The 12,813-nt window shown below is 50.1% G+C and carries 15 protein-coding genes; 1 reads left to right on the top strand and 14 read right to left on the bottom strand.

The annotated features are described in order from the left end of the window. Positions 1 to 19: 19 nt before the first annotated feature. A complete protein-coding gene (locus tag AC6B99_RS32080) occupies positions 20 to 859 on the bottom strand; it encodes a carbohydrate ABC transporter permease (RefSeq protein WP_056034919.1) in 840 nt (279 codons plus the stop codon). A gap of 81 nt (positions 860 to 940) precedes the next feature. Next, a complete protein-coding gene (locus AC6B99_RS32075) occupies positions 941 to 1,765 on the bottom strand; it encodes an ABC transporter permease subunit (RefSeq protein ID WP_494865546.1) in 825 nt (274 codons plus the stop codon). Between the two features lie 285 nt (positions 1,766 to 2,050). Between AC6B99_RS32075 and AC6B99_RS32070 the strand changes: the two genes are divergently transcribed. Continuing rightward, entirely contained in the window at positions 2,051 to 2,590 is a 540-nt protein-coding gene (locus AC6B99_RS32070) for a GbsR/MarR family transcriptional regulator (RefSeq protein WP_056034994.1), read from the top strand. Positions 2,591 to 2,818: 228 nt separating this feature from the next. Here the strand turns inward: AC6B99_RS32070 and AC6B99_RS32065 are convergent, their stop codons facing one another. The 12 genes from AC6B99_RS32065 to AC6B99_RS32010 all read right to left on the bottom strand — a co-directional run bounded on the left by AC6B99_RS32065 (position 2,819) and on the right by AC6B99_RS32010 (position 12,754). Continuing rightward, positions 2,819 to 3,469 carry a 50S ribosomal protein L25 gene (locus AC6B99_RS32065; RefSeq protein WP_327204917.1) on the bottom strand — a complete coding sequence of 217 codons (651 nt, stop codon included), beginning with the start codon at positions 3,467 to 3,469 and terminating at the stop codon, positions 2,819 to 2,821. Between the two features lie 110 nt (positions 3,470 to 3,579). Then, positions 3,580 to 4,980, bottom strand: a complete 1,401-nt coding sequence (gene glmU, locus AC6B99_RS32060; protein ID WP_056034926.1) for a bifunctional UDP-N-acetylglucosamine diphosphorylase/glucosamine-1-phosphate N-acetyltransferase GlmU — start codon at positions 4,978 to 4,980, stop codon at positions 3,580 to 3,582. 229 nt (positions 4,981 to 5,209) lie between these two features. Beyond that, entirely contained in the window at positions 5,210 to 5,497 is a 288-nt protein-coding gene (spoVG, locus tag AC6B99_RS32055; RefSeq protein WP_020620824.1) for a septation regulator SpoVG, read from the bottom strand. A 129-nt stretch (positions 5,498 to 5,626) separates the two neighbouring features. Then, a complete protein-coding gene (locus AC6B99_RS32050) occupies positions 5,627 to 6,025 on the bottom strand; it encodes a RidA family protein (protein ID WP_056034997.1) in 399 nt (132 codons plus the stop codon). A gap of 35 nt (positions 6,026 to 6,060) precedes the next feature. Beyond that, entirely contained in the window at positions 6,061 to 6,891 is an 831-nt protein-coding gene (gene purR, locus AC6B99_RS32045; protein ID WP_046234486.1) for a pur operon repressor, read from the bottom strand. Between the two features lie 83 nt (positions 6,892 to 6,974). Next, entirely contained in the window at positions 6,975 to 7,829 is an 855-nt protein-coding gene (gene ispE, locus AC6B99_RS32040; protein ID WP_056034929.1) for a 4-(cytidine 5'-diphospho)-2-C-methyl-D-erythritol kinase, read from the bottom strand. 144 nt (positions 7,830 to 7,973) lie between these two features. Then, positions 7,974 to 8,162, bottom strand: coding sequence for a small, acid-soluble spore protein, alpha/beta type (locus AC6B99_RS32035; protein ID WP_056034932.1), 189 nt, complete (start codon positions 8,160 to 8,162; stop codon positions 7,974 to 7,976). A gap of 174 nt (positions 8,163 to 8,336) precedes the next feature. Continuing rightward, complete coding sequence (veg, locus tag AC6B99_RS32030; protein ID WP_056034935.1) at positions 8,337 to 8,606, bottom strand: biofilm formation stimulator Veg; 270 nt, start codon at positions 8,604 to 8,606, stop codon at positions 8,337 to 8,339. A 203-nt stretch (positions 8,607 to 8,809) separates the two neighbouring features. Beyond that, a complete protein-coding gene (gene yabG / locus AC6B99_RS32025; RefSeq protein ID WP_056034938.1) occupies positions 8,810 to 9,700 on the bottom strand; it encodes a sporulation peptidase YabG in 891 nt (296 codons plus the stop codon). 103 nt (positions 9,701 to 9,803) lie between these two features. Then, positions 9,804 to 10,718 (bottom strand): 16S rRNA (adenine(1518)-N(6)/adenine(1519)-N(6))-dimethyltransferase RsmA, encoded by a 915-nt coding sequence (gene rsmA, locus AC6B99_RS32020; RefSeq protein WP_056034941.1) that lies wholly within the window; start codon positions 10,716 to 10,718, stop codon positions 9,804 to 9,806. Positions 10,719 to 10,727: 9 nt separating this feature from the next. Continuing rightward, positions 10,728 to 11,276, bottom strand: a complete 549-nt coding sequence (gene rnmV, locus AC6B99_RS32015; RefSeq protein WP_496665065.1) for a ribonuclease M5 — start codon at positions 11,274 to 11,276, stop codon at positions 10,728 to 10,730. Positions 11,277 to 11,608: 332 nt separating this feature from the next. Next, on the bottom strand, positions 11,609 to 12,754 hold the full coding sequence (locus tag AC6B99_RS32010) for a resuscitation-promoting factor (RefSeq protein ID WP_056034946.1): 1,146 nt from the start codon (positions 12,752 to 12,754) through the stop codon (positions 11,609 to 11,611). Positions 12,755 to 12,813 lie beyond the last annotated feature (59 nt).

The raw sequence follows: 12,813 nt of genomic DNA, 5'->3' as shown, positions 1-12,813 counted from the left end.
TATTGTCGATTTCGTAAAGCTACCCCTTAATGCCTGAAGATAAGTTAACACTCTGCATAATCGTCCGCTGGGCGAACAGAAACAGCAGCAAGAGCGGAATAATCGTGAAGGAGCTTGCCGCCATAATGAGCGGCCATTTCAGCCCGTAAGCACCCCCTTCCACGAAGAAGCTGCGCAGTCCCGCCGATACGAGCTGGAGATCGGGATTTTTCGTAATGAGCATCGGCCAAAAATAGTTGTTGTACTGCGAGATAAACGTGATAAGTGCCAGTACTACGAACGAGGCGCGGGTCAGCGGCATCATAATCGTCCATAAAATCCGGCTGTGCGATGCGCCATCGATTTGTCCAGCCTCCACCATCTCATGCGACACTTGCAGAAACGCCTGCCTGATTAGAAAAATCGAGAAGACGCTGACCGCGTTTGATAGAATCAGGCCCGCATACGAATCCAGCAAATAAAGCTTGGACAAAATCATATAGCTGGGCAAATACACCGCTGTGCTTGGAATCATGTAACCGAGCATAATGATGCCGGTCAAGAACCCTTTCAACCGAAATTTCATATGGGTCAAGGCGTAAGCCATCATAGCTGAATTTATAATTTGCAAAAGAACGATGGCGCCCGCAACGATAACACTGTTGGCTATATATTGACCGAACGGCGCCGCCAGCCACGCCTCCACATAATTGCTCCATAGCGGCAGCTCCGGCCATAATGTCGGTGGAAACTGCCAAATCTCATCGTTTGTTTTCAGCGCGCTCGTCATCATCCAATAGAATGGAAATGCCATCGCGAGCGCAATAGCCAGCAGGCTAATATGCCGCAGTGCCAGCCCTGCCTGGTAAACACCCTTCATAACTCCAAATTCCTCCCTTTTAGGAGCTGCGAGGAAATGAGCGGTCCTTTATTTCCTCGCAGTCTCTTAGCTACTTGTAGGTTAGTTGTAATGCACCATTTTGCGGCTGACCGAGAAGGACAGCACGGACAACAGAACACAGATTGCGATCATAACGATGGAAATCGATGATGCTTCGCCAACCTGGAACGATTCGAAGGCCGATTGGTAATACAAATACAGCAGCGTACGCGTAGAGCCTGATGGACCGCCTTGCGTCAGTACATTAATGGAATCGTAAGCTTGCAGCGCTTCAATCGTCTGTACAACGAACAGGAAGAACGTCGTTGGCGAGATAAGCGGCAGCGTTACGTGCAGAAATTTTTGAATCGCACCCGCTCCATCGAGCCCCGCCGCCTCCAGCATATCTGTTGGCACGCTTCGCAGCGCTACAATGTAGAAGATCATCGCCCATCCGACCGATTTCCAGATGCCCACTAGCAGCACCCCGACCAAAGCCCATTTGGGATCTTGCAGCCAGCCAATGGCCGGAAGACCAATTGCCCCTAAAATCGTATTTCCAAGCCCCACTTTAGGCTCTAAAATCCAAGACCATACAATGGAAACGGCAACCGTTGGCGTTACCCAGGGCGCGAATACGAGCGTTCGGTACAGAGCGGAGCCCTTAAGCGAGCGACCGAGCAGCAGCGCCAGCCCCAGCCCGCCTGCCATAATAGGCAGCACGCTGCCAAGACAGAATAGAAGCGTCACCTTCAGCGACTGGTAGAAGGCGGGATTTTGCAGCAAATACACATAATTGTCCAAGCCGACGAACAGCTTGTCCGGACTCATAAAGTCCCATTCCACGAAGCTCAGATAAAAGACATAGGCCAGCGGTGCCAGCCAGAACACCGTAATCGGAATCATCGCCGGCAGCGTAAACAGCACTGCTTTTATCTCATTCAACCATCCTGTCCGTTTCAACACTCAAACTCTCCATTCAATAAAAATTTAATTAATGACCAAATGACCCGTTTTACCGAAATAAAAATCTATAAATTCAAAATTTATTGTATACTCATTATGTCGCAGAACTATTAACGCATCGTCATCACCAGCTTAATTTCTTGTAAAGATACAAATATAAAGCTGGATTTTTAAGAATTCGCTATAATATGGGCAAGAGGCAGACGGGAGAAATGGAGGATGGTTATGCCAGACCATACGGAGGAGCAGGAGACGCAGCGGCTTGCCTTGCGCCAAACGATGATTGACGCAATCGCCCAAACGATGAATTTATACGGGGCGAATTATTCGTTCGGACAATTATATGGCATTATGTTTTTCGAGGATAAACCGATGACACTTGACGAGATGAAGGCGCATATGAATATGAGCAAAAGCAATATGAGCTATGCGGTGCGTTCGTTAATGTCGTCGCAAATGATTATGAAGCTGCCGGAGAAGCGGGAGCGGCAGGACCTGTATCAGGCGGAGACCGATTTTTTCAAAACGTTCCAAAACTTTTTCACCTCCAAGCTTCAGCACGAAGTGGATGTCATGACGGAAGCGGCCGAATCGACTATTCCGCTGCTCAGCGAGCTGATTCTGGATATGAAGACGAGCGAGGAGGAGCGTATGCGCTGCCTGGAGGATTTGCAGAAGCTGCGGCATGCCGTGCAATATTACGCTTGGCTCCAGCAATTCGTGGACCAATTGAAGGCGGGAGCCTTTTTCGAAAAAAGCACCTAAGCATGGCCGGCTTCGCAAGGTTAGAAGGTTAGCGTCGAGAGGCGCTTCCATCCATTGACGATTGAAGGAAACTCACATATCAGGCAAACAAAAAGCGGCCCCATGCAAATGCATGGAGCCGTTTTTATCGTATGGAAACGTTTCTTTGACACCTATATAATGATCCAGCAGAAGCTGCCAGTCACGCTTGCCCTTCGAGCTACTAGCTAAGAACCACGTGCTTGCAAGCTACGAGCTGCTGCCAACCTCTTTCGCATCCTCGGAGCGTATCTCGTGAGCAAACGACTCGGCTGCCGCTTCCTCCGCTTCCTCCTCGGAAATTTCCTTCTGAGGAGCCAGCACAGTCACAACGACCTGCTCGGGATCGGACTTCACTTCTACACCGCTTGGCACCACGATATCGCTGACGAGCAGGTTGCTGCCCATCTCCAAATCCGCCACGTTCAGCTCAATGGAATCCGGAATGCTGCCTGGCAAGCACTGCACCTCAAGCTCATGGAGCATCACCTGCAGGATTCCGCCTTCCTTCACCCCGTTCGCTTCACCGAGGAAGTCGATACGAACCTGCGTCTTCACTTCTTCATTCATGTTAATTTGATGAAAATCCACATGGAGCACTTGGCGCGATACCGGATCACGCTGTACATCCGTTATCATAACCGGCTTTTTGCCATGGGATGGAATATTCAGTTCCAGTACGGCCTTTGGATGCGAACGGAGCAAAGCCAGCAATTCTTTCTCTTCAAGCAAAACAGATGTGGATTGGGACAACTGTTTGCCATATACGACGGCAGGCACTTTGCCCCGCTGTCTCAGGGAGCGCAGCTCACCGTTTGTAAGAGCAGTTCTTGTTTCGGCAATCATCGAGTTAGACATCATGGAAACCTCCTAGAAAAGTGATATTCCATATAGCTTTACCCTAATGAGCCAAAAAATAAACAAACTTAAACGGCGCTGCCTTTTTTGAGGCCGCTGGAATTTTATAAAAATCAGCCCTTTTTGCTTTTTTCCTTCTTCGCTTTTGCACGAGTACGAATCTTCTCGGCATAGCCTTCCTTATTCTCCTGACGGGCACGCGCAACTGCCAGATCACCTGCCGGCACATCCTTTGTAATCGTCGAGCCAGCAACGACAAAAGCGCCGTCGCCAATCTTCACAGGAGCAATCAAATTGACGTTGCTGCCAACAAACGCGCCATCGCCGATTTCCGTTACCGACTTATTGAAGCCGTCGTAATTAACCGTAATCGCGCCGCAGCCGATATTCACGTCTTTACCGACTACCGCATCGCCTACATAGCTCAAATGCGATACCTTGCTGCCGTCGCCAAGCGTAGCATTTTTCAGCTCGACAAAATCGCCGATTTTGCAGTCTTCGCCCAGCTTGGAGCCGGGACGCAAATTCGCATATGGCCCAACCGAGCTTTTATTGCCGACTTCGGATTCGGCGATTACCGAATATTTTACGCTGACGCCGTCTCCGATGACCGAATCCTGAATATCCGCATTAGGCCCAATGATGCAATCCTCGCCAATGACTGTGGAGCCGCGCAGCACCGTTCCTGGGTATATCACTGTATCTGCACCGATTTGCACATCTGCTTCTATATAAGTCGAGGCTGTATCTATAATCGTAACACCTTCAATTAAATGCTTGCGGTTAATGCGCGCGCGCATCAAGCCTTCCGCCTCGGCAAGCGCCACGCGGTCATTGATGCCAATCGCTTCCGCCGTATCTTCTGTGCAATAGCCTTGAACGGACTCGCCTGCTTGGCGGAAAATGCCAATGACATCGGTCAAATAAAATTCGCCTTGCGCATTATTGCTTGTTACCTTGGCAAGCGCCTCGAACAGCTTGCGGTTATCGAACACATACGTACCCGTGTTGATTTCCTTCGTCGCTGCTTCCTCTGGCGTGCAGTCCTTCTGCTCGACGATTCTCTCTACCTCGCCGCTCTCGCCGCGAATAATCCGGCCATAGCCAGTCGGATCAGCGAAAGAAGCCGTCAGTACCGTTGCTGCCGCTCCGCTCGACTGCTGCAAAGCCAGCATCGCCTGGATCGTCTCTGCACGCACAAGCGGCGTATCGCCGCAAATAACGATCGTCTTGCCGTCTTCCGCGCCAATCAGCGCCTCAGCTTGGCGTACCGCATGGCCCGTACCGAGCTGCTGCTCCTGCAGCACATATTCTGCCTGCTCACCCAAATAAGCTTTAACGGTTTCCGCGCCATGGCCGACGATGACAACCGTCCGCTCGCTAGCTGCCTGTTTCACCGTGTCCAGCACATGGCCTACCATCGGCTTGCCGCATACGTGGTGGAGCACTTTATATCGTTTGGATTTCATCCGCTTGCCTTGACCTGCTGCAAGCACAATCGCCATTACTTTCAATTGCTATTCCTCCCAAGTTAAAAGTCCAGTAAGCACAAGCGCCTTCATGCATGAAAGCGGCTTTTCTCTACTAGGCTCTAAATCTTTGTTGTCCTATTATATATACGGTCTGCCGCATCGATCTATCTACAAGAATATATCCCATCTTGGGCAAAAAGAAAAGGGAGCCCCCTTGGCCCCCTTATCCCCTCATGCAGATACTGATTTTTGCCCTCTAACGAAGCTGCTATTAAGCACCCTCTTCAATGGCCACTTCTTCTTCCGTTGCAGCGCGCTCGTACTCAGCGAGTACGGCAGCTTGAATTTTCTCCCGAGTGGTCGAAGAAATCGGATGAGCGATATCTCGGAATTCTCCATCGGGGGTACGCTTGCTCGGCATTGCAACAAACATTCCATTGTTTCCGTCGATTACACGGATATCGTGAACGACGAATTCGTTGTCAATCGTGATGGAAGCAATAGCCTTCATGCGACCTTCCGAATTGACACGGCGGAGTCTTACATCAGTAATTTGCACTTGTGTTCACCACCTTTGCCTATCTGGGACTTGGTGTAATATTCCACATTTTTGTGCCAATTCCTTCTCCTATTTTGGAAAAAACATGCATATTTTTAAAAAAATTTTCTATTTGAATTTTATTTGACTCTATTCGACAGGAATCGCTGCAATCACTTCAATTTCGACAAGCACATCCTTCGGAAGCCTTGCCACCTCTACTGCCGAACGTGCTGGTTTGTGGTCGCCAAAGTAAGAAGCGTACACTTCATTCATCGCTACAAACTGGTCCATGTCCTTCATAAAGACGGTTGCCTTCACTACATTTTGCAGGGTTGCTCCCGCTTCGGCAAGTACAGCCTCCAGGTTGCGAAATACTTGGTTCGCCTGCACCGTGATATCGCCCGTCACAAGCTCGCCGGCTGCATTAAGCGGAATTTGTCCCGATGTAAAAAGAAGTCCTCCAAGCTGAATCGCTTGCGAATAAGGTCCGATAGCGGCAGGCGCCTTATCTGTTGCAATAACCTTCGGTTCTAAATGCTGTGACATCATTTATTCCAACCCTTCTTTAGTTATTATCGTTATTATTCCGTGCGAAAATAATTGCCCGGGATGACCGTCGTCTGCTTGGTCTTCAAATCCACGGCCGTCAGCTTGGCTAACGACACATAATCTTCTAATAAACGTTCTTCGAGCTCCACCTCGCCCGATTCTACAAAGACGCCAACGCCGGCAACGGTCGCTTTGAATTCAAAGAGCAGATCCATCATCCCTTGAATGGTGCCGCCTGCTTTCATGAAGTCATCAATAATAAGCACGCGGGACTGTTCCTTAAGCGCCCGCCTTGCAAGCGACATCGTCTGAATGCGCTTATTCGAGCCAGAGACGTAATTGATGCTGACCGCAGAGCCTTCCGTCACCTTATTGTCCCGGCGTACGATAACGACAGGCAGGTTCAGGCAGGCAGCTGTCGCATAAGCGAGCGGTATGCCCTTCGTCTCTACCGTCATAATGACATCAATCTTCCTCGCGGCAAAAGCGGTCGCGAACATGCGGCCAATATCGGCTAGCAGCTCAGGCTGGCCAAGCATGTCCGTCATATACAAATAACCACCGGGGAGCACCCGTTCTGGCTGCTCCAGCTGACGGCAAATATTATTCATAATGTCGAGTGCATCCGAGGCATGCATCTTCGGTGCGAATTTTACGCCGCCTGCGGCGCCCGCAAGGGTATTCAGCTCGCCAATGCCCTCTTCCTCAAATACTTCTTTAATGATCGCCAGATCCTCGCTAATGGATGATTTGGCTGACTGATAGCGGTCCGCAAAAGCTGTTAGCGAGATTAACGTATGTGGGCGACTTAGCAGGTATTGCGTCATCTCTACCAGTCTTGCGCTGCGTTTTAACTTTTTCAAGGAATTCTCCCCCTGCTAAAATCCGAATATTATAATGTTAATATAACATTTTTATACGGATTTAATCAAGGGAAACGTCACTTTTATGTTAGCATTCTTACCACGTAAACTTCCTTGCAAAAGCCACGCAGCCCATTATATATGCGCGGGAGCTTTCCTTCTTTGGAAACGAGCCCGAATACTGTAGGTCCACTGCCTGACATTAACACGCCATCAGCTCCAAGACGAATCATGCTCTCCTTGAGCTGGCGCACCTCCGGATACAGATCAAGCGTGACCGATTCCAGCACATTGCCTAGTCCCCCGCACACATCGGCGAAGGAGCCGCGCTGAATCGCTGACACCATGTCAGCGGCAGACGGATGCTGGCCAATGCCCGCTACCCGAAACTTGCCGTATACATCTGCGGTGGAAACATTGATTGGCGGCTTCGCAAGGACGACCCAGCATTGCGGCGGGCTTTCGATCGGCTCCAGCCGCTCGCCCCGTCCGGTAGCGATGGCAGTACCGCCCGTTACGCAGAACGGGACGTCGGAGCCCAGCTCCGCCCCAAGCGTGCACAGCTCCTCCTCGGGAATGTTCAGCCCCCACAGCCTGTTCAGCCCTCTAAGGGCTGCTGCCGCGTCGCTGCTGCCGCCGGCAAGGCCAGCGGCTACCGGAATCTTTTTGTCCAAATGAATATATACACCTTTACGCACATCATAGCGGTCTTTAATAAGACGTGCCGCCTGAAACGCCAGGTTTTTCTCATCTAAAGGTATGTAGCCGGCCTGGCTCGATATAATAATCGTGTCGCGCGGCAGCTCCTGCATTTCAAGGCGGTCTGCAAGGTCTACCATCGTCATAATCATCTCGACCTCGTGGAAGCCGTCCTCACGCTTGCGAAGCACATCGAGCAATAAATTGATTTTAGCCGGAGCTTTTTCATAAATTTTCATCCTAAGCTCTCCCGTTCCTATCATTAACTTATCCAATATTATAGCAAACGGGCAGAAGAAAAGCTAAGAGTGCTGCCGCTTATATAAAGAGCGGCGACTCTTAGCCGATTATTGCCGTTTTAGCCTCGCATTGCGTGTACCTGGTTATGGCCGATTGATTCCATTCGCTGCGGCTTGCTCAGCCATTTGGATCGCCCTCTTGACCATGTTGCCAGCGTCTTTGGCGCGAATGCCGCCCCAGCCTTCCTTTTGCACCGTATCATAAAAACCTAGATCCTTCGCCAGCTCATACTTTAGCTCCTCGGACATTACACTGCGTCTTCTGCGGCTCATGCGTGAGATCCTCCCTTGCTGCTGAATTGGTTATGCCCCCTTAGTATGCGACAACCCAGCAGCCCTATACGCATGAGCGCCCACCGACCGCTTCCAGCTTAGAAAATGAAAAAAAACGCGAAGAACTGTCGTCTCCGCGTTTAGTATAGCCTGTCGGCATCTATAGATCTGATGTTATGTCTGGGTAATTCGGACTTGACCTTCATCATTGCATACGGTCACTTCCACCGACTCCGTCAGTATATCCGCATAACTGTAGGAAACACGCTTGAATGACTGCGATTCCTGATCCAGTTTAACAATGAAAACAGAAGGGTAGGTTTCTTCCAACACACCGGTGCGCTCAACGGTCTTACGACGACCGCCATTTGCTCGCAGACGAATCTTGGAGCCCACATGAGCTTCCAAATTGCGTTTTATATCCAGTAGGGCATTTTTTGCCATTGTCCACTACCACCTCTTTCCTTGTCCATTATAACAAAATGGAGAGGGGTTGTCAAACAAAGCAAAATATTATATCAGTCAACTTATTTAATTGTCAACGGTGTTTTCATCCATTTTTATCATTCCATGAATAATTTATCGAAAAATTATAAAATCAATGAAGCCGAGAACTGTTGCGAGTCTCAACTGCACTCGGCCGTTTGTTAGGAAATGCTTTGCAAGGATGACTCGGCTGCCTTAATTTTAGGTTTTGGCAAACCAATTCGGTACCTTCCCAGCGTCTCAATGCCGCCTACGCCATCAATGCCACTGATGGTGCCATGAATGACATCAGCCAGGTTAATTGTATCTCGTATGGACGTATAGCTTGCTTTGATCGCAATGTATACCGGGTCTAACGCATGAATCAAAATTCTCCCGGGCGAGCTTGCGAAGTTCGAACCGGCTTGCAGCAGCGCCTCAAAATGCGACTGGCACGCTCCCGCAATGACGACAAGGCCGTCGCGGTTCTTCTCATACTCCCGTGCTACGCGGACCGCATTATAGAAGCTCTGCGAGTTTTTATAGCTGCTTAGGCTGTGCAGATCGGCTTCCAGCCTTGTTTTTAGCACACCGTCATGTCCCGTAATGACCACAATGTCCGGCTTCACTTGAGGCAGCAGACGGTAAAGCAAATCAGCCATCTGTGATTCATGCGCGTGCACGCCGTGTGCCGGTACGTTCATCGTCTGGTACAGCTGCATGCTTTTACGCAAATAATTGCCGTCACCGTCCAAATGCAGCACTTTGCCGGGCACCTCGAAGAAAGGCTGGCTTTGTGGCATCGCATGCCGAATATCCGCCTTCACCTGAACGGCCATTTGCTCATGCTGCTGACGAATGCGGCTGAGCGAGTCGTTTACTTTCACTCGAACCAGCTGCGTAGCTTTTTCTTTTTTTGGATCGCGAACAACCGATAAATCAGGAATCGGTGCATCCGCAAGCAATCGGTAATCCGTGCCTTTCAACAGGGCATGATGTGTTCGAACAGCTTCTACGCGGAATAGCACGTCACCGCCATACGATTTGCGGACGACCAGCTCCCCTTGCTCCATAGGTAAATCACCTCTTCGTCTATCCTATGGGCATAAGGCGTGTAGTGTGCGCAAAAAACAAACGGGCGCCCCGAGGCCATTGCCCGGCGGCGCCCATCTTTATTTAGCCTTTCCAGCCCACTTCCAAAAATGCACGGCTGATCTTGGCGAATTCCTCCAGCGACAATGTTTCACCCCGCCGCGCAGGATCGATCGCAAGCCCCTGCAGCAGCGTTGTAAGGGCCTCCCGCTGTTCCTTGCCCACAAGCGCCGTCAAATTGTTGTAGAGCGTCTTGCGGCGCTGTGCGAAGCTGGCCTGCACGACGCGGAAGAAATGCGCCTCATCGGGCACATCAACAGCCGGCTTGTCCCGCAGCGCAAGCTTAATGACAGCTGAATCCACATTCGGCTGTGGAATAAACACCGTATGCGGAACGGTGCAGACGAGCTTTGGCTCGCAATAATATTGCACAGCCACGCTCAGGCTGCCATATTCCTTGCCGCCTGGCTTTGCTGCCATCCGCTGCGCGACTTCCTTCTGGATCATGACGACGATGTTTTCCAGCGGCAGGCGCTCTTCCAGCAGCTTCATCAAAATCGGCGTCGTCACATAGTAAGGAAGGTTCGCCACGACGCTAACGCCCGTTACGCCGCTGAAGCGCTCTTCGAACAGCTGCTTCAGGTCGAGCTTAAGCACATCGCCGTGCACAATGCCCACATTCGCTTCGCCTTCGAAAATATCATGCAAAATCGGAATGAGCCGATTGTCGATTTCAACAGCCGTTACCGTTCCCGCAACTGCAGCAAGGCGCTGCGTCAATGCTCCGATACCAGGGCCGATCTCAAGCGCGCCTTTTGTCTCGTCAAGCTCAGCTGCGCTGACAATATTGTTTAAAATATTTTGGTCGATGAGAAAGTTTTGTCCCAAGCTCTTCTTAAAGGAGAACCCGTACTTCGCAATAATTTCCTTTGTTCGTTTAGGCGTAGCTACCTCTGCGGCCTTAACTGCGCCTTTATTCAAGCTTTGTTGCTCCGTCATACGCCTTCGTCACCCCTGTTCCTGTTGTTCCATGGCTTGCAGCGCCTTCTCAAACTCTTCGCGCGTAATGCAGAAGCTCGTGCAGCGCTTGTAGAACTGCTTCCCGTTCGCATAGCCGATCCCCAGCAGCTTGCCTATAACCAGCCGCCGCTTTGCCGCTTCTTCATGCACAATTAAGCCAGCTGCCATCAGATCGTCCCATGTAATGGCCCCGACGCTCTCAGCCGTTTCTGTACGCAGCTCCGAGAGCGCCTGCCTAATCGCATCAGGCGCCGCATTCTCAATGCCGATATCCCCTTTATAGGAGGCCAGCTCCTGCGGTAAAAAAGCATGCTTGCAGCCCGGCACACGCTGAGCGACAATTTTACGAATACGCTCTCCTGCATGATCCGGATCTGTAAATATAATAACGCCACGGCGCTCCTGTGCCAGCGCGATGCGCCGCAGCACATCCTCGCCAATGGCCGATCCATTCGTCTCAATCGTATCGGCTTCAACGGCCCGCTTAATCGCTACCGTATCCTCTTTGCCTTCTACTACAATCATTTCCTTGATCACATCGAACAATCCTTTCACAAAGGGAAACTTATCTTGGATATTCGTTCAAGCGTAAACGGCTGTCGCCGTCCTTTGGCGGCAAAGCTGCCGTTTCGCGGTGAAATATAAGCTGATTATAAATGTGAAACTTATCAATCTTATATTTCAGAAAAAATGGGCGATTGCTGCAACAACAACCCGCTCATTCACGTCTGTTTTATTATAACCCCAATTGGCCATTCAAGCGAATCTGACGCAAACAAAAAGAAGAGGCAAGGCCTCTTCCGCATCCTGTCATATTTAGCTTATGATTGCGATAAACTAGAGCACAATCCATAAAGAACTACCACTAATTAGCTAAGCGATGGCTTGTTAGGACCAATCACATAAACGGTAAATCCTTTTTTCTTACCAAATTTATTAGCTTGCTTCTCACTGTCAAAATAAACATCGATCTTATTGCCCTTGATCGCACTTCCGGTATCTTCAGCACGGCGGAAACCAATGCCCTCGATATACACCCACCAACCGAGTGGAATGATATCCGGGTCAACGGCAATTGTCCGTCCTTCCGATACTTTAGCGCCAGAGGCCGTAATTCCGTAGTCCGGGTGCCCTTCGCTCTTGCCCGTTGATGCTAAGCCAGCTGAATAGGCCGTCAATGTGACGTTGCTGAGCACTTTTTTGGATGTGAGCGTTGTGCCGTCTACCGTTACATTGTTGCTGGTTGTCGCTGTCGACAGCACAGTAACTTTAGGCTCCGGCTTTTTCGTACCGACTGCAACGACCTGATTGACCGCAACCGTTTCGACTACCTTGTCTACCACTTTCTTGGAGACAAGTACGCCATCTTCAAACTGCTTCTCAATTTTGATCGTTACGACGCCTTCTTTGCCCGTCTGCACAACCTTCTCCTTGCCTACTTCCAGGTTCGGATCTTCCTTCTTCACAATGGTGAACGGTGTTGTGCTGGACGACTTGCCTAGCTTCGTATCGACGCGAATGACTGTTACGGTCATATCCGCGCTGACGCCCGAGCCAAGCGAAGGTAATACTTTATCATCATCTTCAACAGGAATATTTAATTTCTTTATCGCTGCCTGCACGGTTTTCTCTGTCGTGTACACCGTTGATGTTTTGCCATCAGCTTTTACAAGTAGCGGTACCGCATGCTTAATTTCAAAGCGGTCCCCATCCTTTACTGCCGTATTCAGAGGTACAGATACCTCGTCATGCGGGCCAATTGTAATAGCTTGTTCATCCAGTAGGCGTTGCAGGACCCATTGTTTCGTTGAAACAACGGTTTCTTGTCCATTCACTACTACGGATACGCTTTTGTCAGCCGATCCGTACAACAACACCAAAAACATGAAAGTCATAGCGATTGAGATCGTAGTACTCAAAAGAATCAAACGCAAGTTTTCACGCTTCCATCGCAATGCGAAAGACATGCTGGATGATCGTTTCCCATGGGTCTCACTTGCTTGAATAATGCCCACTTCATCGGTCCTCCTTCATAGCCCCGCCGTCGAATTACGCATGATACCATTGACGCGAC

Source organism: Paenibacillus liaoningensis (assembly GCF_059609455.1).
Note: the sequence above shows the minus strand (reverse complement) of the source record. Positions and strands in the feature narration are given on the sequence as shown.